The 21,247-nt window shown below is 56.0% G+C and carries 20 protein-coding genes; 6 read left to right on the top strand and 14 right to left on the bottom strand.

What is annotated here, in order from left to right:
- Nucleotides 1-176 precede the first annotated feature (176 nt).
- Together sbcD and VI01_RS01550 are read left to right on the top strand one after the other, a co-directional pair.
- The gene (sbcD, locus tag VI01_RS01555; RefSeq protein WP_045813763.1) at nt 177-1,388 is read left to right on the top strand and encodes an exonuclease subunit SbcD; all 1,212 of its coding nucleotides are present in this window, start codon (nt 177-179) and stop codon (nt 1,386-1,388) included.
- Nucleotides 1,385-5,062, top strand: a complete 3,678-nt coding sequence (locus VI01_RS01550) for an AAA family ATPase (protein WP_045813762.1) — start codon at nt 1,385-1,387, stop codon at nt 5,060-5,062. Before sbcD ends, VI01_RS01550 begins: the two co-directional genes overlap by 4 nt.
- Before the next feature lie 115 nt (nt 5,063-5,177).
- On the opposite strand, the gene VI01_RS01545 is transcribed toward VI01_RS01550, so the two are convergent.
- Genes VI01_RS01545 through VI01_RS01535 form a run of 3 tightly spaced genes read right to left on the bottom strand, consistent with a single transcriptional unit; the run spans nt 5,178 to nt 6,876 of the window.
- A complete protein-coding gene (locus tag VI01_RS01545) occupies nt 5,178-5,834 on the bottom strand; it encodes a DUF799 domain-containing protein (protein WP_045813761.1) in 657 nt (218 codons plus the stop codon).
- The gene (locus VI01_RS01540) at nt 5,831-6,187 is read right to left on the bottom strand and encodes a DUF4810 domain-containing protein (protein ID WP_045813760.1); all 357 of its coding nucleotides are present in this window, start codon (nt 6,185-6,187) and stop codon (nt 5,831-5,833) included. The genes VI01_RS01545 and VI01_RS01540 overlap by 4 nt, the downstream gene beginning before the upstream one ends.
- 11 nt (nt 6,188-6,198) lie before the next feature.
- Nucleotides 6,199-6,876: a CsgG/HfaB family protein gene (locus VI01_RS01535; protein ID WP_045813759.1), complete on the bottom strand. Its 678-nt coding sequence runs from the start codon at nt 6,874-6,876 to the stop codon at nt 6,199-6,201.
- Between the two features lie 153 nt (nt 6,877-7,029).
- On the opposite strand from VI01_RS01535, the gene VI01_RS01530 reads away from it, so the two are divergent.
- Nucleotides 7,030-7,458, top strand: coding sequence for a cell envelope integrity TolA C-terminal domain-containing protein (locus VI01_RS01530; protein WP_045813758.1), 429 nt, complete (start codon nt 7,030-7,032; stop codon nt 7,456-7,458).
- A gap of 46 nt (nt 7,459-7,504) precedes the next feature.
- Here VI01_RS01530 and VI01_RS01525 read toward each other — a convergent pair whose 3' ends face one another.
- Both VI01_RS01525 and VI01_RS01520 read right to left on the bottom strand, forming a co-directional pair.
- Nucleotides 7,505-8,566 carry an AraC family transcriptional regulator gene (locus VI01_RS01525; protein WP_045813757.1) on the bottom strand — a complete coding sequence of 354 codons (1,062 nt, stop codon included), beginning with the start codon at nt 8,564-8,566 and terminating at the stop codon, nt 7,505-7,507.
- 639 nt (nt 8,567-9,205) lie between these two features.
- Nucleotides 9,206-10,210, bottom strand: a complete 1,005-nt coding sequence (locus VI01_RS01520; protein WP_045813756.1) for a phosphotransferase enzyme family protein — start codon at nt 10,208-10,210, stop codon at nt 9,206-9,208.
- A gap of 270 nt (nt 10,211-10,480) precedes the next feature.
- Here VI01_RS01520 and eat point away from each other — a divergent pair, with 270 nt between their 5' ends.
- A complete protein-coding gene (eat, locus tag VI01_RS01515; RefSeq protein ID WP_045813755.1) occupies nt 10,481-11,845 on the top strand; it encodes an ethanolamine permease in 1,365 nt (454 codons plus the stop codon).
- A 166-nt stretch (nt 11,846-12,011) separates the two neighbouring features.
- Here the strand turns inward: eat and mak are convergent, their stop codons facing one another.
- Nucleotides 12,012-12,923: a fructokinase gene (gene mak, locus VI01_RS01510; protein WP_038648652.1), complete on the bottom strand. Its 912-nt coding sequence runs from the start codon at nt 12,921-12,923 to the stop codon at nt 12,012-12,014.
- Between the two features lie 145 nt (nt 12,924-13,068).
- Between mak and rdgC the strand changes: the two genes are divergently transcribed.
- A complete protein-coding gene (gene rdgC / locus VI01_RS01505) occupies nt 13,069-13,980 on the top strand; it encodes a recombination-associated protein RdgC (protein WP_045813754.1) in 912 nt (303 codons plus the stop codon).
- A gap of 183 nt (nt 13,981-14,163) precedes the next feature.
- On the opposite strand, the gene ppnP is transcribed toward rdgC, so the two are convergent.
- The 7 genes from ppnP to aroL form a co-directional block, all read right to left on the bottom strand.
- Entirely contained in the window at nt 14,164-14,448 is a 285-nt protein-coding gene (ppnP, locus tag VI01_RS01500; RefSeq protein ID WP_045813753.1) for a pyrimidine/purine nucleoside phosphorylase, read from the bottom strand.
- 104 nt (nt 14,449-14,552) lie between these two features.
- Nucleotides 14,553-15,230 carry an AroM family protein gene (locus VI01_RS01495; RefSeq protein ID WP_038650255.1) on the bottom strand — a complete coding sequence of 226 codons (678 nt, stop codon included), beginning with the start codon at nt 15,228-15,230 and terminating at the stop codon, nt 14,553-14,555.
- Nucleotides 15,231-15,232: 2 nt separating this feature from the next.
- A complete protein-coding gene (locus VI01_RS01490) occupies nt 15,233-16,165 on the bottom strand; it encodes a DUF1177 domain-containing protein (protein ID WP_045813752.1) in 933 nt (310 codons plus the stop codon).
- Nucleotides 16,166-16,180: 15 nt separating this feature from the next.
- Nucleotides 16,181-17,740, bottom strand: a complete 1,560-nt coding sequence (locus tag VI01_RS01485) for an OPT/YSL family transporter (protein ID WP_038648662.1) — start codon at nt 17,738-17,740, stop codon at nt 16,181-16,183.
- Nucleotides 17,741-17,910: 170 nt separating this feature from the next.
- A complete protein-coding gene (locus tag VI01_RS01480; RefSeq protein ID WP_038648664.1) occupies nt 17,911-18,663 on the bottom strand; it encodes an IclR family transcriptional regulator in 753 nt (250 codons plus the stop codon).
- A gap of 290 nt (nt 18,664-18,953) precedes the next feature.
- The gene (locus tag VI01_RS01475; RefSeq protein WP_045813751.1) at nt 18,954-19,145 is read right to left on the bottom strand and encodes a YaiA family protein; all 192 of its coding nucleotides are present in this window, start codon (nt 19,143-19,145) and stop codon (nt 18,954-18,956) included.
- Between the two features lie 111 nt (nt 19,146-19,256).
- Complete coding sequence (aroL, locus tag VI01_RS01470; protein WP_045813750.1) at nt 19,257-19,781, bottom strand: shikimate kinase AroL; 525 nt, start codon at nt 19,779-19,781, stop codon at nt 19,257-19,259.
- Nucleotides 19,782-20,067: 286 nt separating this feature from the next.
- On the opposite strand from aroL, the gene VI01_RS01465 reads away from it, so the two are divergent.
- Nucleotides 20,068-20,790, top strand: coding sequence for a DUF2076 domain-containing protein (locus VI01_RS01465; RefSeq protein ID WP_045813749.1), 723 nt, complete (start codon nt 20,068-20,070; stop codon nt 20,788-20,790).
- Here the strand turns inward: VI01_RS01465 and VI01_RS01460 are convergent, their stop codons facing one another.
- Complete coding sequence (locus tag VI01_RS01460) at nt 20,791-21,234, bottom strand: YaiI/YqxD family protein (protein WP_038648672.1); 444 nt, start codon at nt 21,232-21,234, stop codon at nt 20,791-20,793.
- Between the last annotated feature and the right edge of the window lie 13 nt (nt 21,235-21,247).

The following is a 21,247-nucleotide window of genomic DNA, read 5'->3' as shown; positions in this document are numbered from 1 at the left end:
GGCTTGTCACTGGGATTTGCGGCGCCATTATGCGTCACTTTTATGACACTTTTATGAAAAACCCGACCTATGATAAATAGTTAAAAAACAGAAATGAGACAACGATTATCGCTTTTTTTTCTTTGCGATCTGAAGAGGTTATAATTCGCGTTCGCTTAACGAAGCAGGGAGTATTCATGCGCATCATTCACACCGCGGATTGGCATCTCGGTCAGTTCTTTTACAGCAAAAGCCGGGCGGCTGAGCATCAGGCCTTTCTCGACTGGTTGCTGGCCCAGATTGCCCTGCATCAGGTGGATGCCTTAATCATCGCCGGCGACCTGTTTGATACCGGTTCGCCGCCAAGCTATGCGCGCGAGATGTATAACCGCTTTGTGGTAGCGCTGCAACCAACGCAGTGCCAGCTGATTGTGCTGGCAGGCAACCATGATTCCGTTGCCACACTCAATGAATCGCGCGAGTTGCTTGCCTGTCTAAATACCCGAGTGATCACCAGCGCCACGCCGCAGGGCGAACAACAGGTGCTGACGCTGCATCAGCGCGATGGCACGCCGGGCGCGCTGCTGTGCGCCATTCCCTATTTACGCCCGCGCGACATTCTGCGCAGCCAGGCAGGACAATCCGGGCGCGAGAAGCAGATCTCACTGCTGGAAGCGATTGAGCAGCATTATCAGCAATGTTATGCCGCGGCGCTGACTGAACGTGCCGATCGCGCACTCCCCATCATTGCCACCGGGCATCTCACCACCGTTGGGGTAACGAAAAGCGACTCGGTACGCGATATTTACATCGGCACGCTCGACGCCTTTCCGGCGCAGGCGTTTCCTCCCGCTGATTATATCGCGCTCGGCCACATTCACCGGGCTCAGCGTATTGCCGATAGCGAGCATATTCGCTACAGCGGCTCACCCATTCCGCTCAGTTTTGACGAACTGGGACGTGAAAAAAGCGTATTCCTGGTGGAGTTCAGCGATCAGCTCAATCGCGTCACCCCCCTCCCGATCCCGCTGTTCCAGCCCATGCAGATGTTAAAGGGCTCAATGGCTGAGATTGAGCAGCAGCTGGCGCAGTTTAGCGATAGCGATGCCGGACAGCCGGTGTGGCTGGATATTGAAATTACCACTCAGGAATATTTGAGTGATTTGCAGCGCCGCGTGGAACAGTTGACCGAAGCCCTGCCGGTGGAAGTCCTGCTGGTGCGCCGCAGCCGCGAACAGCGCCAGCGCAGCCTGGCGCGTATGGATAACGAAACCCTGAGCGAATTGAAAGTTGAAGAGGTGTTTGCTCGCCGTCTGGCGCAGGAAGAACAGCTGGATGCCGAACAAGCCGAGCAGCTCACGCAACTGTTCCGCACGACTCTCGCCGCGCTGGAGAATCCGTCTGCATGAAAATCCTGACGTTACGCTTCAAGAACCTCAACGCGCTGCGCGGTGAATGGTTTATCGATTTTCGTCGTGAACCCTTCGCCAGCAACGGCTTATTTGCCATTACCGGCGCGACCGGCGCGGGTAAAACCACCTTGCTGGATGCCATTTGCCTGGCGCTCTACCACCAGACGCCGCGCCTTGGCGTGCTGTCGCAGACACAAAACGAACTGATTACGCGTGACACTGCCGAATGCCTGGCGGAAGTGGAATTTGAGATTAAAGGCGAAGCCTGGCGCGCCTTCTGGAGCCAGAACCGCGCGCGTGGCCAGGCCGATGGCAAATTGCAGGCACCGCGCGTCGAGCTGGCGCGCGTGGCGGATAACCAGATTGTGGCCGATAAGGTCGGTGACAAACTCAAGCTCATCGAAACTCTTTCCGGCCTCGATTTTGACCGTTTTACCCGTTCAATGATGCTGTCGCAGGGTCAATTCGCTGCCTTCCTTAACGCCAAACCGGGCGAGCGTGCCGAACTGCTGGAAGAGCTGACCGGCACAGAGATTTACGGCCAGATTTCGATGCAGATTTACGAACGCTGGCGTACCGCACGCAGCGATCTGGAGACATTGCGCGCGCGCGCTGGCGGCATGATGTTGCTGGATGAGGGGCGTCGCACTGAACTGATGCAGCAAGTTGAAGCGTTAACGGCTCAGGAAAAAATGCTGAGCGATCAGCTTGAGCAGGCGCAACAACAGCAACAGTGGCTGACACAATCTCACCAGCTGACGCAGGAGCAGCAGCAAGCCGAACAGGCGAACCAGGATGCCGAGCAGGCATGGCAGCAGGCGGAGAGCGATCGCCAGCGCCTGGCACGTGCGGAACCGGCTGAGAAGCTGCGAGAAAAACTTCAGCAGCGTGAGCAATTGCAACAAGATCAACAGCTCGCCACTCAGCAGGCGCAGCAGTTACACACCCAGCAGCAAAATGCGCAAACCGCGCTGCAGCAGGGTGAAAAAAGTTATCAAGCGGCACAGCAGGCACGCGAGCAGGCACTCGCCGATCAGCAGCAGTTGGAAACTTTGCTGACCGAACAAGTGATTACGCTCGATCAACAGATCGCCAGTCGTGCACAGCAGTTGACGGAGCAGCAGCGCCTGCATGCGCAGCAGTCACAGACAGTGCAGCAAAGCCAAAACGCGCTCAATCAGCATCAGCTAACCCGTGAGCGCTTACAGCAGCAACTGGCAGAACAACAGACATTTCGCAACCGTGAAGCGGCGGTGGCGCTCTGGGGGCCAGAGCTGACGCGCTGGCAGGCCGATATCGCTCGTTTCGATGAACGCGAACAGGCGCTAACGCAACTTCGTGCACAACAGCAACAGCAAAACGCACTGCTGACACAGCAGCAGCAGGCGATTGCCGAAGGTGATCGCGCGTTGCAACCTTTGCAACTGGCTGAGGCGCAGGCCAGCCAGCAACGCCAGCAAGCGGAGCAGGCACTCACTTCACTTGAAACCGCCTTCAACAGCACTGCGCTGCGTGCCGCGCTGGCCCAGCATCAACATCAGCGCGCGCCACGCCACCAGCTCAGCTTATTGGCGGCACGCTGGCAGTCATTGCAGCCGCAGTTGCAACTGCGGCAACAAAAACGGGCACAGTTACAACAACAGCATCAGCGCGATGAACAAGCCTTGCAGGCGCTGCGCGAGGACTACAAGCGTGAGCATCAGGCACTGCTGGATATTCGCAAAATCTGCGAGCTGGAGCGCACCATCGCACAGCTGGCTGATGAACGCGCCCGGCTGCAGCCCGAGCAGCCCTGCCCACTGTGCGGCTCATTCCAGCATCCGGCTATTGAGCAGTATCAGCAATTACAACCGGGCGAAAACCAGCAGCGACTGGCGGCGCAGGAAGCGCTGGTCAGTAAGCTTAAAGAGTCGGGCACCGCGAAAAGTGAGCAGCAAAAGCTCGCATTGCAACAGCAGCAGGTACTGCAACAAGAGATCGCCGAATTCGAGCAGCAACTCGCGGTCGCACGCGAGCATTGGCAAGGCCTCAGCGGTGAGCTGGCACTTACCTGCACGCTGGATCAGCAAGATGTCTTTACGGCGTGGCAACAGCAGCAGGATGAGCAGGAAGCGGCGCAGCAGCAGCAACTGCAGCAGCGCGAAAATGCGGCGCGAGCGCTGCAACAGGCCAAAGATGCGCATCTGTTACAGCAACAGCAGTGGCAACAGCGGCAAAGCGCACAACTGCTGGCACAGCAGCAGCTGAACAACCTACAGCAAACGCTTGATGAGCTGAACCAGCGTGAAACGCAGGCACACAGCTCATGGCAGCAGTTAGCGCAGCAGCTGGAACAACAGTTAACGGCACATCAGTTCGCGCTGCCCGATCGCGATACCCGCGCCAGCTGGCTGGCCACATTGCAGCAGCGCTGGCAAGCCTGGCAGCAGAGTGAGCGCTTGCTGGCCGAGCTACAGCCACAGCTGGCTACCGCCGACAGCGAGCAGAGCAACCTGCAAAATAATCTGACGCGCGAGCAGCAGCAGCTGGAGGCCTTGCAGCACGCGCTTAGCAGCCTGCAACAGCAACATGCAGAACAGCAGCAGCAGCGCCAGCAGCTGTTTGGCGATCGCCAGGTGAGCGCCGCACGCCAGCAGCAGCAGGCCACACTGCAACAGTGCGAACAAGCGCTGGCACAGCAGTTGCAGCAGTGGCAGCAGGCACAAAGCCAGCTGCATAGCCTGAATGGTCAATGTGAGCAGATTGATAGCCAACTGCAAGCCATGCAGCTGCGCATACAGGCTGCGGAAACGGCGTTTAACAGCGCACTCCAGCAGAGCGATTTCATCGACGAGCAGGCATTGCGCAGTGCATTGCTGGACGAACAGGATATGCAGCATCTGCGCCAGCATCTGCAAACGCTGGAGCAACAGCGTCAGCAGCAGATCGCGCTGCGCCAACAGCTGGCACAGCGCGTCACAGCCCATCAGCAACAGCGCCCTGCAGCCTTAAGTGACGAGGTGGCGACGGGTCTCGCTGAACAGCTGGAATCACTGCGTGTGGCACTGCGTGACAATGCCCGCCAGCAAGGTGAAGCGCAGCAGCAGCTGCACAGCGATGCCCAGCAGCGCCAGCAGCAGCAATCGTTACTGACGCAGATTGCCAATGACGAGGTAGAGCTGACACAACTGGGTCGCCTGAATGATTTAATCGGTTCAGCCAAAGGCGATAAATTCCGTCGCTTCGCCCAGGGCTTGACGCTCGATCATCTGGTATGGCTGGCGAACCGGCAGCTCGACCGTTTGCACGGGCGCTACCTCCTGCAACGCCGCGTCACCGATGAGCTGGAATTGGAAGTGGTCGATACCTGGCAGGCCGATGCCACGCGCGACACCCGCACGCTGTCAGGCGGCGAAAGTTTCCTTGTCAGCCTCGCGTTGGCACTGGCGCTGTCAGATCTGGTCAGCCATAAAACGCGCATTGAATCGCTGTTCCTTGATGAAGGCTTCGGCACGCTGGACGCTGAAACGCTCGACACCGCGCTGGACGCCCTCGACGCACTGAACGCCAGCGGTAAAACCATCGGCGTGATCAGTCACGTTGAGGCAATGAAAGAGCGCATCCCGGTGCAGATCCGAGTGCGTAAGATGAATGGACTGGGTTACAGCAAGCTGGAGCTGCCGGGGGAATAGTGATTGGTTGCTGGAGTAATCGCGCCGTTACAGGCTGTCTGTAACGGCGCAAGTTTTACGTGGCTGTCGGCGAAATCATGGCCTTACCGTCCAGCTGCGATTTAGCGGGCTGCGGTTAGCGTGCCACAGCAATTTTATAGCGCGGGCCAGTCAGCAATCCGCCCTGCTCGTTCTGCGCCAGCAGGCGGGCGCTGGTGACATCCGCAATAGTATGCGCTTTGTCACTCACGTTACTGGCAATTTGCTTCACGGCCGCCGTTACCAACATCCCAATAATGCCGCCATTGTTGTTATTGCCATCTTCCGCATCATTCGCCGTGGCAAAGCCCTGCCAGATCTCCTTGCCGCTGCGCAGATCCACTAATCTTGCAGTGGCTGTCACGCGTGTCACGCTCTGAATCACCTGATAGCTGGTGCCATAATCGGTGACCGAAATGTACAGTGCACTGTCAGCGTTAAAGATCTCATGCAAACGCTGTGTGCTAACGGCCTGAATTTCATGACCGTTGGTCAAACCGTTCTGCTGGAAAGTCTCTTCCACCACGGCAACCGGGAACACGTAATAACCGGCTTCTGCTAGCGGTCGTGTCACCTGCGAGGTAAAGCTATGTGACGCGTTAACATCTGGCGCTTTGTTATCGGCTGGCAACACCAGAATTGAAGCAGGTTTGCTGGCGCGGAACGCACTGTAATCATACGGTTTTTTGTGTGGGACACAGCCCGTTAGCAACAGCGCAGCCAGCACGCCACCCACGGCAATCAGCTTTTTCATTGAGCGACTCCTTTTTTCTTCATCAGAAAGTCCATGTAAGGCGCGGATTCCGGGAACAGCTGTTTTTCCGTGGCAAACTGACCGAAGGCCTTATCCGTCTCACCCGTTTTGGCATACAGCAAACCGAGCTGTGCATGTAGACCCGGTGCGACAGGTTTGTTTACGGCTTTGGCTTTCTCAATATCGAGATTTAAGGCGTCGATCTGCTTAGCCGGATCCGTATCTTTTTTGTAGTAGCTGTAGATCTGCTGCTGATAATCGCCCCAGTAATAGATCGGCTCTGGGCCTTTAGGCGCACAGCCCGCCAGCACGCTGGCGGCGACCAACGCCGCACTCATTTGCAACAATTTCATGCGTAATATCCTTATTTCGCTGGGCGCCAGGCACCGTTGTTGATGCCATCCACTAAGTGATCCACCGCTTCACGGATCGCCAAATCCATCACTTTGCCGTTCAGCGTGGAGTCATAGCTGGTGGTGCCGCCGAAGCCGATAATTTCACGTGCTGACAACTGGTATTCACCCGCACCCTGCGCGCTGTAAACCACTTCCGATGTGTTAACGTCAACCACGTTGAGATTGACTTTGGCGTAAGCGACCTGCGTCTTGCCACGGCCCAGAATGCCCCACAGCTGCTGATCGCCCACTTCTTTACGACCAAACTCGGTGATATCACCGGTAATGATGTATGTGGCACCTTTGATGTTTTGCTGGCTGTGCTTGAAGTCCGCTTCCTGTTGCAATTCCTTCAGGTTGCTGCGATCCAAGACATTGAAACGATTAGTTTGCTGTAAATGGGTAATCAGAATGGTTTTGGACTGATTGCCGAGACGATCAACACCATCCGAGAAGATGCCGTTCATATAAGAAGAACGGTTGTCGAACTGGCCAACAGCAATCGGGCTGCGCACGCCCTGATAGGCAGGTTGGCTGGCAGCGCGAACCTGTGGTGCTTCAATGGCGCGTGATGATTCGGTGGCGCAGCCGCTGAGCAACGCCGCACTTAACAAGGAGAGTGCCGCAAAGGCATATTTTTTCTGCATTTCGAATCCATGAATCAAAGAGGATAACGCCGCGGTGCTGCGGCAAATTCTGTTTCTGCCGACAGTCAGAGTAATGCCATAGCATTGATTGAATCGGCCTGTAGACTGTCGGCAGTGAAAGTGAGGAACTTTAGGGAAAAGGCGGGCACTTAAGTGAATTTAATTAATAGAATGGCGCGATTATCGGGTAGCCTGATTATTGCACTGATGTTGAGCGCTTGCCAAAATCATCAGGTAAAGCAACAGGATGAGATCGCCAATCTGTGCCAGCCACAGAGCGAACCGGGCAGCGCTTCCTGCAAATGGGCTAATGAGATGCAGCACCAGCTCAACCGGCAATTTTCCGACGCGGCACATTACGCTGGGCAGCAATGTATGGTGCGGCTGGAGTGGCAAAAAAGCGGACGCTATGCGGTTACGCAGACGCAAGGTGATGAAACTCTGTGCCTGCGCGCCTGGCAGTTGCTGGGGCAGTCGAAAGGATTACCACCGCCGCCGGATCGCACCCAACCCGCGTGGTTCGGCTTCGCGCCGCATCGGGCTAACTTGCCAGCCCATCCTGTCGCCACTGGCGCGGGCTGATGCCAAACCTCCTAACCCGCGTGGTTCGGCTTCGCGCCGCATCAGCCTAACTTGCCAGCCCATCCTGTCGCCACTGGCGCGGGCTGATGCCAAACCAGCGCCGGAACGCGCGTGAAAACGCGCTAACTTCTGAATAACCCAGCAGCAGCGCCATCTCCGAGATGGGCAACTGCTTCTGTTGCAGGTAGTGCGTGGCCATTTCGCAACGCACTTTATCCACCAACACGGTAAAGCTGATGCCCTCTTCGCGCAGCCGCCGTTGCAACGACCAGCTCGACAGCCCCATTTTATCTGCAATCTCTTCCAGCACCGGTTCGCCCTGCATCAACGACAGATTGATTTGCGATCGCGCTTGCTCAACCACGCTTTGCAGTGAAGCGCTGCTGTTCAGTCGGCGGATGGCATCCTGCATCACCATCAGCAGCATCGGATCCTGCTCTGGCATGGTGCGCAGCAAATCGCGTTTGGCGATCAGCAGCGAGTTGAAAGGTTGATCGAACCACACTGGTGCATCAAACACTTTGCAGTGCTCGTGCCATTGCTCCGGCCGGGGATGCTCAAAATGCACCTCGCGCGGCGCCCAATTTTTGCCCGCCACGTGGCGTATCAGATTGAGAAACATGCCGAGCGTCAATTCTGCATCCTGCCGACGCGACAGGATCGCCCCGTGCCGCACCTGATAATCCAGCCGCCAGCAGTCGCCTTTATCGACCAGGCGCGTCAGCGTATCGTGCTGATGCCAGGGAAAGGCATTCACCACGTTGTGCAGCGCCTGTTCCAGCGTGGGTGAACATAATCCGATATAGCCAATCAACCCTAATGACTGCGGTTTGAACTGCTTGCCGTAATGCAAACCGAAGTTATCAAAACCAGAGTGGCGCGCCGCTTCTTCCATCACACGGCAATAGTTGACCAGACCGAGGCTAAGCGTCGGGCTGGCCAGCAGTTCGGAATCAATGCCGCTGATACCAAAAATGCGATCAACATCGCCGCCTTTGTCGGTGATAAAGGTGCTTAAGCCGGTGGCCGCTGCCGCCAGCACGCCACGGTTGTTGGCCTGGGCCGAGAGCGAACTGTACGCTTCAGAAGGAGTCATCATTGATTGCATCGGAACCTCACAGGGATCGTGCGAGTGAAACTAATAGTGAGATCCAGCAAGATTCGTACCATGACGTTTGATGAGGTCGTCATCAATGACGATCCGCCAGGATTCGGAACCATTTCTTAGCCTGCGCGTTGATGCGCACCTTGCTAAAGGTCCGATGGCATGTCGAAGCCTGTGCATTGATACACATCTGACTGATGGTCCGGTGGCATTCCGAAACCTGTGAATTGATGCACATCTGGCTGATGGTCCGGTGGCATGCTGAAATATGTGAATTGATGCGCATCTGGCTGATGATCCGGTGGCATGCCAAAGCCTGTGCAGTGATGCGCATCTGGCTAAAGGTCCGGTGTCATACCTAAGCCTGTGTATTGATACGCATCTGGCTAAAGGTCCGGTGTCATACCTAAGCCTGTGCAGTGATGCGCATCTGGCTAAAGGTCCGGTGTCACATCCAAACCTGTGCAGTGATGCGTATCTGGCTAAGCGCAGCTCAAGGGTACGGAGGCATTCCGTTGCTCTCCGCTCACGCTCAGCACACAGCATCGAGGCGCGATTTATGGCGCAACGGCGTGAAAGTCATCTCACAACACGCAATAGCCTGCGCCGCTACGACGCAGTGCTGCTCACTACTGGTGCAACCTAAACGCCAACCGGCAACTGATTGGTTTCCAGATAGCGACGGCATAGACGCACCGAGTGATCGGCCCAACGCGGCCCAAGGCTCAGTGCCATCTCGGTGTCTGCGTGTGTGCCCATCCATGCGGTCATCTGGATACGGCGTTGAATCAACAGCGTCGGCACCAGCGCCATCTCCTCATCACTGATGTGCGCCACACGCTCGTAGCCCTGGATCCAGTTATCCACCCATTCGGCGGCACGCGGATGATGCTCAACAAAACTGATCGCCGCCGCCAGATCGTGCAGATACCAGCCCATGCCGCAGTCATCAAAATCGATCACCCGGGTTTCACCTTTATGCAGCAGTAAATTGGTGAGGCGCAGATCGGCGTGGATCAATCCATAACGATCCGTGCCTTTGCCAAAGTCTTGCAGCTCCAGTCCCACACGCGTTACGGCCTCCGCCACGATGCCATGATCGGCCGGATTGAGATTTGGCGCATCCTGCCAGCGCCCCCAGTGGCTGTGATCGCTGACCATGGTGTGATGATCCCAGATGATGCGCTGGAAGCCTGCCGGTTTTTGCCAGCTACGGCTGTGCTGGTGCAGGCGCGCGGTGATGTGCCCGAGCTGCTGGAAGGCTTTGGGATCGACATCAGTGGTGGGCATATCCCCTTCGATCCAGTGAAACAGTACCGCATGTCGCACGCCGCCATCTGGCATGCCTAAGGTCAACACGGTTTCGCCATCAAGGGCTGGGATCGCCTGCGGCACCATAATGCCGATCTCACGCAACGCATCCAGCCACAGCAACTCACTCTGGATATCGGCTTTGCTGTGATAGTCAGGACGATGCAGACGCAGCGCATAACGCTTTCCGCCTGCGAGCAGCAGGAAGGTGGCATTTTCAGAGCGGCACAGGAGCTTCAGCTCGCCCTGTAAGGGCGCGGGGTAACAGGCCAGCGCCTGCTGTGCAAGTATCTTCATGGCAGCATCGGTCAGGGAATCGGATTGTTTGGCGCTCATTCATCTGTCTCCAGCATCAATCTTATGGGTAGCAAGTGTTATCAGCATGGGATGACGGCGTCCTGACTGCTTGACCGCAGATAACCCAAAGTTGACCGCAGCGTGCAACTGGCACTTTTCTTGCCTCTGAGTTGACCGTGGAGGACAAAACTCACTGCGCCTGCGTCAAGTTTTCCCGCTGCAGGCGGCGGCATTATCACTTCACTGTAGTGCATAGAACAAAACAGCGCGGTGCAGCCGCCGCACAACAATCACGACGGGGAGACGATTATGACGAGTAAGCTCAAACCCACGCTGGGCACTCTGCATTTGTGGGGTATCGCGGTTGGACTGGTAATTTCCGGGGAGTATTTTGGCTGGAGTTATGGCTGGGGCGTGGCGGGCACGTTGGGGTTCCTGATCACCACCGCACTGATCGCCACCATGTACACCTGCTTTATTTTTAGCTTTACCGAATTGACCACCGCCATTCCACACGCCGGGGGGCCGTTTGCCTACAGCCGCCGCGCCTTTGGTGAAACCGGTGGTTTGATTGCCGGGCTGGCCACGCTGATTGAGTTTGTGTTTGCCCCACCGGCGATTGCCATGGCGATCGGTGCCTATCTCAACGTGCAGTACCCGGATCTCAACCCGAAAACCGCTGCGGTCGGCGCTTATCTGGTGTTCATGACGCTCAACATCCTCGGCGTGAAGCTGGCCGCGATGTTTGAATTGGTGGTGACGGTGCTGGCGGTACTGGAACTGCTGGTGTTTATGGGCGTGGTCTCACCGGGCTTCAGTATCGCTAACTTTGCGGCTAACGGTTGGGCGGGAAGCGATCACTTCGGTATGCCTGCCCTTTCCGGCATCTTCGCCGCCATTCCGTTTGCCATCTGGTTCTTCCTCGCCATAGAGGGCGCCGCCATGGCTGCCGAAGAGGCCAAAGACCCAAAACGCACCATTCCCAAGGCTTACATTACCGGCATTTTGACGCTGGTGGTGCTGGCGATTGGCGTGATGCTGCTGGCGGGTGGCGCAGGTGACTGGCGCAAGCTGTCGGATATTAACGATCCGTTGCCGCAGGCGATGAAGATGATTGTCGGCGAGCACTCCAACTGGATGCATATGCTGGTGTGGATTGGCTTGTTTGGTCTGGTCGCCAGTTTCCACGGCATTATCCTTGGCTATTCACGTCAGTTCTTTGCGCTGGCGCGTGCCGGTTATCTGCCGCAGAGCCTGGCGAAATTGTCACGTTTCCAGACGCCGCACCGCGCGATTATTGCCGGTGGCGTGATTGGTATCGCGGCGATTTACAGCGATGGTCTGATTAACCTGCAAGGCATGACGCTGACGGCGGCGATGATCACCATGGCAGTATTTGGCGCCATCGTGATGTACCTGATGAGCATGCTGAGCCTGTTTAAATTGCGCCGCACCGCACCCGACATGGAACGCAGCTTCCGCGCGCCGGGTTACCCCATTATTCCAGGTATCGCGCTGGTGCTGTCGCTGGTGTGTTTGATTGCCATGCTGTGGTTCAACCCGGTGATTGGCGGGCTGTTCGTGGGGATCATGGTGGTGGGATATATTTACTTCCTCGCGACCAAAACCCAGCGTCAGAACGCACCGCAGGATGCGATGCTGATGGGAGAATAATCACGGAATTGCCTCGCGCGCAAAAATACAAATGCGCTGTCAGGGTCCTTTTATTCAACAACACACACAATAGGTAAATAGCAGGCTGGCGCCTCTAAGCGGCGCCAGCCTGCATTATCGTCTGGTGCTTCATGGACGAACTTACGCTATCAAAGCGACCTTTTTATTACCCTTTCAGCGGCCACAGCCATGCCGCACCGCGCACGCCACTTGAATCGCCGTGCACCGCTTTCAGCACTGGCGTTTCACATTCGCGGCCAAACACCCACTGCTTCATCAGCGTGGGCACCGTCTGATACAAGCGGTCGTTGTTACTCATGCCGCCACCCAGCACGATCACATCCGGATCGAGCAAGTTCACCACTTGCGCCAGCGATTTGGCTAAGCGCATTTCGTAACGGCTCATCGCCAGTTCCGCTACCGGATCCTGCTGCTCAATCAACTTGATGATTTCCGCGCCCTTCAATGTCTTACCGCTTAAGCGTTGATAGTCGATGGCAAAACCCGTGCCCGAAACAAAGGTCTCAATACAGCCCTGCAAGCCGCAATAGCACGGCACTTCTTCGCGATGGCGCAGTTCATCTTCATCCATCCACGGCAGCGGATTGTGGCCCCACTCGCCAGCGTTACCATTGCCGCCAATACGCGACTCACCGCCAATCGCCACGCCCGCACCCGAACCGGTGCCGATGATCACCGCGAACACGAGTGGTTTGCCCGCGCCTGCACCATCCACCGCTTCAGACACCGCCAAACAATTCGCATCGTTGGCAATGCGCACGTCACGATTCAGCGCCTCGGCCAGATCTTTGTCTAACGGCTGTCCATTCAGCCAGGTCGAGTTGGCGTTTTTGACCCGCTGGGTGTACGGCGAAATCGTACCGGGAATGCCGATCCCCACGGTGCCCTTTTCCCCGGTTTTCTCCTCTGCCAGTAGCACTAAATCCACAATCGCCTGGACTGTGGCGGCATAGTCATCGCGCGGGGTATTGACGCGGTGACGGAACAGCTCTTGCCCCTGATCGGAGAGCGCAATCACTTCAATCTTGGTACCGCCTAAATCAATCCCAATACGCACGATTTATTCCTCATTATTCGTTCAGGTGACAGATACAGTAGAAGGCTGAATCGGGAAAGGCAATGAAACCCATCCGATGTTTCGCTATCATGCGCGCTGACTTTGAGACTTGTGCGCCCGATCGCACCCACGGTAAGGAATCCCGATGTTGTGGTTTAAAAATATGATGGTTTATCGTCTGAATCGTGACATCCCGCTGTCCGCAGACGATCTGGAAAAACAGCTCGACGCCTTCACGTTTTCCCCTTGTGGCAGCCAGGATATGGCGAAAACCGGCTGGGTGTCACCGATGGGCAACCGCGGTGAAGCGCTGACGCATGAAATCAACGGTCAGATCGTGATTTGCGCGCGCACCGAGCAGAAGATCCTGCCTTCACCCGTGGTGAAGCAGGCGCTGGAAGCGAAGATCGACAAGCTGGAAGCGGAACAGAGCCGCAAGCTGAAAAAGACCGAGAAAGACTCGCTGAAAGATGAAGTGCTGCATAGCCTGCTGCCACGCGCGTTTAGCCGTTTCAGCCAGACGTTTATGTGGATCGATACCGTGAACAACCTGATCATCGTCGATTGTGCCAGCGCCAAGAAAGCGGAAGACACCCTGGCGCTGCTGCGTAAGAGCATCGGTTCACTGCCGGTGGTGCCACTCACGCTGGAAACGCCGATTGAGCTGACACTGACAGAATGGGTTCGTTCTGGCGAATTGCCTGCCGGTTTCGCGTTGATGGATGAAGCAGAGCTGAAAGCGATTCTGGAAGATGGCGGCGTGATCCGTTGCAAGAAACAGGATCTGATCTCCGATGAGATCGCCACCCATATCGAAGCCGGTAAAGTCGTGACCAAACTGGCTCTGGACTGGCAGGAACGCATTCAACTGGTGATTGCCGACGATGCATCAATCAAGCGTCTGAAGTTCAGCGACACGCTGCGTGAGCAGAATGACGACATTGACCGCGATGATTTCGCCATGCGCTTTGATGCGGATTTCACGCTGATGACCGGCGAACTGGCCGCGTTGATCAGCAATCTGGTGGAAGCGTTAGGCGGCGAAGCCAAGCGCTGAAGCTTTAATTGATCAAACCCCGCGGTAGCGGGGTGCTTGTCCGTTAAGCGACGGGTTAACGCAGTCTGGTGCCGTTCAGGGGTGCTGTGGCCCGCACACCCGTATATATGCTATGACCAAAAAGAAACCGGGAATGCTAAAAGCATTCCCGGTTTAATGATGACTCATGCTGAAAGTCAGCGTTTACAAGTAGCGGCACAGATAAGACGTTGGCTCAGCCACCTGCAAATGGAATTCGCTGTGGCCTGGCACGTTGAAAACCGAACCGGCTTCGTACCATTTCCACTCGGTTTCACCCGGCAGCAGCACTTTCAGTGCGCCGCTCACGACCGTCATCTCTTCCGGCTGTCCTGTACCGAAGGTGTATTCACCTTCGGCCATCACGCCAACGCTGGCACGGCCAATGGTTACGCTTTCGAAACCAATGGATTTCACTTTCCCGTCGAAATACTCACTTACGTTGAGCATGTTACTTCCTCACAGCACATTATGGTGTCTGGCAGATTACAAGGGAACTCGCTGATCTGTCACGCGAAAAAGCAGCTTAGAACACGAGTTGTGATCGGCCTCAGTCAGACGATCAATTCTGCCGCTAACTTCGCCACCAGCACGTTGGATAACAGTACCGGAATACCCAGCATTTTCTGCAGGAAATCCCGGTGCTTCTGGTGATAGCCAATACAGTCAAGCACCACCACATCCGCGCCCTGCTCTTGCAGCGACAGGCCCGCCTCGATCAAATCATTCTGCTGTGCCAGATAAGGGCTGGCGACGGCAAAACAAGGCGCGCTGTGCAGATTACGCCATTTGCTGGCCTGCTCAGCGATCTGCTCCGTTACCGGCACCACGATGCCCACCTTATGTTCCTGCACAATGGCACTCACCAGCGGTGGGATAATACGATCGGGCTCCAGTAACAGCGCCTTTTCGGTTTTCAGCGTGCCAAATTCTCCGGTGCACAGCAGCAAAATCGTATCGTAGCCCTGCTCTTCCAGCGCACTGATCTTGCGCTGCAGCCCCTGCTCCACTTTCGGTCCCGACAAACGCACTTGCTCGCCGCTGGTCATACGTGAAACCAGCACTTTCTCACCCGCTTCAGGTGAATAGAACTGCTCGACCTCGGCTAAGGTCAGGCCGTCGAGTAATCCGGCATGAGCCACCTGCTCTTCCGGTAAGTGATCCTGCAGCAGCGGCAGAATGTCGCTACGCGGGGATTGACCAATCGTTAAAGTAACCAGGGACTGTTTCATCATTAGGCTTTCCGGGTGCGCAGGTGGCTGAGACTACCATACAAAGAGTGCAGCAACGCATACTCTTGCTGGTCATAGAACTGGCAGGTTTCACGGCCAAACTCTTTCGCCACTTCCACCGCAAACTTCACGGTAGCTGCGATATCGACTTCATGGCTGGCGCCGGTGCCGCAACCTGGCACCACAGACTCCGCGCAAATTGCCACACCGACCACAGGTACATCGGTGGCGGTTGACGGCTGCAGGATGCTGTTAAGGTGATAGACACCGTTGCCGTAGGGCGTGATGTCCTGCGTGGTGATCGGGAACGTCACCGCTGGCTGACCACTGGTCATCTCCATGATGCGCAGCAGATCTTCTGACACGCGCAGGATGTAACCCTCTTTCACCGTCGGCGAGATCGCGTAGCCTTTATGGTTCAGGATACGGTTACCTTTGGTGGTATCGATTGAAAGAATGGCATCAACGCCATCGATCACTTCGTTGTCATTCATGGTGATGTCGTCGCAAGGCGAATCCATGAAATCCACTGGCTCATGCGGACGTGTTGGCGCATCCGGGCAGATGTGAGTAGTGATAATCACGTCACCCGCCAGCACATCGCCTTTGGTCTGCATCTGTGCCAGCTTCAGCGCACTGCTCACCGCCGCTACTGCGCCATCCGCATCCGAGACCATACCGATACGCGTTGGACGCGCACCGATGCCGCCCAAACGGCCGACAATACCCAGCGTAGGCGCAGTACCGCCTTTGCTCTTGCCCTGCGCACCAGGAATATCAATGCGCACGAAATCGGTACGCCCTTTCGGACCGGTCACACGCTTGAAGCTGGCGGTCACACCTGGATAGTGGGCGAAAAGATCCACTACCTGCTGCCCATCGACATAGGCGCTGTCGAGTAACTCAAAAACCTGCAGTGTCTGCTGTAAACTCATATTGAATTCCCTGGGTTATTTCTTGGTGCTACTGGCAAAAAGAGAATGGAAGAAGCTGTACAGCGCGTCGCCCGCAATAAACCCTGCGGCCATCACCTCCATCGGTGAACGTCCACGCTCGCCCCACACACGAATGATCAGGATACGCAGCGCGATCCCCACCATCACCGCCCAACCTGCCGCGGCGTTGTTGATTAACAAACCGGTCGCCAGCAATACGCCTAACTGACGCTTCGGCCCACCGATAAACTGAATAATCGCACCAGGAATTGCCCACATCAGCAAGCTTCCGGCAATGCCTGGCTCGGCACCGGCCTGAATGGTTTTGGCGTAAACGCGTGCCACTGGCGGCAGCAGATTCTCTGCGAAGAACAAGTTGTGTGCGTACCACACCACCGGAATACAGATCACGAAGGCGATCATCGCGGCGATCAGCTGGATACGGCGGCCCCACAGCTCTTGCTGCAGATCGGCTCCATTACCGCGCAGAATAAAGCCTGCTTTCAGGTCATAACCCATATCGGCAAAGGCCGGTCCTGTGGCGGCGGTGAAGCCACATAACAGGCAGAGCGCCAGCGGCGGGAAGCCGAGCAGAATACCGAGGATCAGGGTAATCAACGCCACGGCAAAGGCTGGGAACCAGCCCGAGTGCATCGCGGCGATACCGACAATCAATTCATGCACGAAGGCAGCGAACGCGGCATAGACGATGAACAACACCAGCATCGGCAAGCCCATCTGACTCCACAAACCGCCCGCCAGTGCCAGCAGCGTGGAGATAATGATGTATCCCACGGTGCCAAAGCCCAGTGAGCGCTTCACTTCGCTGTCGCTGCGGCTGACATTCAGCTGCTCATTGCGACGGCTGACGATCACTTGGACCACCTGAATCAGCGCCACTAACCCTGCGCCGACCATCATGCCGTGAGGAATATAAAGTGCGTTGATATCAATGCCAGCAACCGGTTGCGCATAGGCACGCAACAGGAAACCAATACCGAGCATGCTCAACGCCCAGATATTGCCGATAAAAGCCGTACCGAAGGCTGACATGGGGATTTTCAGCATTGAGCCAGCGATACCGCCGACAATACCGACCACCAGCAGCCATGCCTGACGGCCGCCTTTATCGCCGGCTTTGATCGCTTCCGCTGCTGCCACGCCCGGCGGCCAGGCATTGCTGGCGGGGAACACGCGGGTATCAAACAAGCGGTAAAGCAAATAAGCATCCAGCAGCATCGCCGCACTGACACCGACAAACAGCGGCAATACCAGCTGCGGTTCACCCAGCGCCCACGGCACGGCAATCGGCATCAGCAGACTGTTCGCCGCACCAAAGGTGGCAGAAGAGATGGCGGTTTGCGCAAGGTTCTGTACTTCGATCGAGCGATAACGACGGAACCATTGCAGAGGAATGCGCGCCAGCAGCATGGCAAACAGCGCACCGATAATAGAGGTATTGGGTGTTACCCCAATGGTGGTAATAAGCTGAACCCCGATGATGGCACCTGCTACAGACAGCAGAACCAGCATTAAGCCCACGCCGATACTTTTTATTGGATTATGTTGACGCATATTATCCCCGTATTTTCACCCTGTAGAAAACGCGTAATACGTTTTATGCCCGACACGCGGGACATCAACGCTTTTAATAAATCGTTCCCTGATTTTTGAAATAGGCAGGTCCGAAGACCTGCTATTTCCCTGGTGTGGCGCGAATAAACGCCTTTAAATCGAAAATAAGGTTATGCGCCGTATTTCTCGGCCATCAATGCAGCCGTTGCGCGCAGTTCGCTGAGCAACGCGTCCGGATAACCCGGGGCCGCTTCTTGCGAGAGAAACGAGAGACACAGTGCGGCACTTTCGCCGCGATGTTTATTGGTGACCGCCACCGCCAGTGAGCTGATGCCTGGCAACGTCTCATTGCGTGCCAGTGCCCAGCCCTGCTGGCGAATCACCGCTAATTCTTTACAGAGTGCATCAATGTTCAGCGGCGAGTTTGCGGATGCGGCTTGCCAGTCATCGGCAAAACGCGCACGCACTTCGTCATCACTCAACTGCGCCAGCAGCACGCGCCCGGTTGAAGTACCGGAAAGAGAAACGCGCGAACCAGGCGGCGTCACCAACTGGGTGAAAAAACGACCGTGATACATGCGCATCACCAGAACGTCCTGACCATCCAGTACTGAGATGTAGCCCATACAACCACTGCTGGCCGCCAACTGCGCCATGGGCGCGGAAGCGCTATCCACCAACGGCGTAGATAAGTAATGCCCGGCCACCGACAGCAACACACGACCAATCTGGAAACAGCGACTATCGGGATCACGCTCAAGCAATCCTTCACTTTCCATGGTCGCCAGCAGGCGAGAAACGGTACTTTTCGGCAATCCCAACGCCTCAACCACCTCGGTGAATGTCAGGCCCGGATGGCCCTGCGTCACGCCAAAGCGCTGGAAAAGCTTAAGTACGGCAGCGGCGTTTTCGAGTGTGGTCATGGCGTTGGTTTCACTATGTGGAACTGAGTTCCTATATCAATACAATGAAAGTAATTCGCTCTGCTGATCGGGTCAAGCGCAAATTTTGAACCGGCTAGATTTGCGTCGATTTAACGCAGCATAAAATACGGCGCAAACTGAAAATAAAATGACGTTATCAGGCAAGATGGAATAAGAGCAGAAAAGGATGGCTAATCTGGCGGGCATATTGGCCATTTTATGGCAGTTGAAAATATCTGGTTAAGCACGGAAGGTAATGAATGATTGACAGGCGTCCTTGCCCGCGAGCATTACTCTTTATCCGCGTCTTCGTAGCGGGCTTTGGCATCCTGCGCTTCGGCTTCCGTTTTATGCTCACTGATCAGTGAGTCGGGCTTCGGATGGTCAGCGCGTAACTCATACCATGTCACGATATTACCTGCCGCGCCTTTCTCAACGGCAACGATGCGCGCTTCTCGCGGGTACGGTGGTTTAGTTGGCATAGATTTCCCTCTTATGTCTGGTTTCCACACAGACAGCGGCGATCCCCCTGTCTTAACCTGAGTATAGACAATGGCGGATCGCGAGAAAAAAGAGAGATAAATCTGAAGAGGTTAGCTGGCGCGGGCGAGCGAAAGGGATTGAAGAATTTGATTAACCACCTGTTCAGGCGCCTGCATGGCATTCACTTCGTGGTGTGCTGTCTGACGGTAAAGATGCACGCGTTCACGCAGAATATCGCTCATCTCCTCGGCAATCGGACGACCGGTTAGCGTCGGGCGCTGTGCGGCTTCGGGCTGACGTTCAAGACGATCGGCCAGTACCGTTGACGGGGCATTCAACCAAATCACCTGCCCATGTTCGCGCATAAAGCGACGATTCACTTCAGCCAACACCATACCGCCGCCGGTGGCAATCACCGTTGCCGGCGCCGTGACTGCCCGCAGCGACTCGGTTTCGCGCGCACGGAAGCTGTCCCAGCCTTCAGCCGCGACGATTTCCGCCACGGTGCGTTGCGTCGTGAGCTGCAGGTGATGATCGGTATCGCTAAAGGCATAACCAAGCGCCTGAGATAGGGCCTGGCCGATAGTGGTTTTACCGCAACCGCGTGCGCCGATCAGATAGATGGGTAATGACATCCGGGCTCATCCTCCGCAGTATTTATGCCGCACGGGCAAGGTCATCAGGTCAATATTGCGTCGCATGATACCTGGATTTTATTTTATCAGCCACCCGCGAAGCACGATTTACGCGTATTTACGACCCTGAATTCACTATCAACATGATTAATAACGATAAAATGATGCGCATTTCGTGCATCAACCTATTTGTAAGCACGGGCAACATTTCCTTACCAGGCCATTGATTTACTTTCTGTCACGTTGACCACATATAAGGAGGTACGAATCATTGGAGGTTCACACCATGCAGAATGAAGAACAACAGTTAATCGACAATCTCTTTAGCCGACTGAAACAGGCTGAAACCCAGAGCGGTCCGCGTGATGCCGGTGCCGAACAGCTGATTAAACAGCACTTGCAGAACCAGCCTGGTGCACCTTACTACATGTCACAGGCAATCCTGATTCAGGAAGCAGCGCTGAAAAAACTCAACGCTCAGGTGGCCGATCTGGAGAATCGCCTGGCACAGGCTCAGCAACAACAGCAAGCACCGCAGCAGAGCAGCGGCGGTTTCCTGTCGAGTCTGTTTGGCGGCGGTTCTCGCCAGTCTGCACCGCAGCAGCAACAGCCAGTGTGGAGCAGCGCGCCGCAGCAGCCTCAGCAGCAATATGCGCAGCCTCAGCAGCAATATGCGCAGCCTCAACAGCAATATGCGGCTCCGCCTGCGCGCGGCACGGGTTTCCTCGGTGGTGCATTACAGACAGCCGTCGGTGTGGCCGGGGGTGTGGTGATGGCCGATATGCTCACCAGCATGTTCCATCATTCTCAGCCGGAAGAGATTGTGAATATCATCAACGAACCGGCGCTGCCACAGGTGGATAACAGCCTCGATACCTTTAACGGTAATGACAGCAACAATGCCTTCCTGAACGACAACGCCAGCTGGGATAACAACAGCTTTGCGGATAACAACGATTTCAGCGACTTTGGTGGCGGCGACTACGACGACGATGACAGCTTCGTCTGATTAGCGCTGGCGTAACCACTTATCCAATTCGTTAGCAAACAGCTGGCGGTCACGTTGGTTTAGCGCCGACGGGCCGCCACTTTGCACGCCACTCGCTCGCAGGGTTTCCATAAAGTCACGCATGGTCAGACGCTGACGAATGGTATCCGGTGAGTAGCGCTCGCCACGCGGATTCAACGCCGCAGCGCCCTTCTCCAGCACTTCTGCCGCTAAAGGAATATCCCCGGTGATCACCAGCTCGCCCGGCTGCACACGCTTCACGATCTCGTTGTCAGCGACATCAAACCCCGCCGCGACCTGCAGCGTTTTCAGCCACGGTGATGGCGGTACGCGCAGCGGCTGATTCGCCACGAAAGTCACGGTGATTTTGGCGCGTTCGGCGGCACGATACAGCACTTCTTTGATGACATTGGGGCAGGCATCGGCATCAACCCAAATCGACATGTGTTTTCCTTTT

The sequence above is a fragment of the Pantoea sp. SM3 genome, assembly GCF_000963995.1.
Classification (GTDB): Bacteria; Pseudomonadota; Gammaproteobacteria; order Enterobacterales; family Enterobacteriaceae; genus Pantoea; species Pantoea rwandensis_B.
The sequence above is the reverse complement of the archived record's forward strand: the minus strand, read 5'-3'. Positions and strand labels throughout refer to the sequence as shown.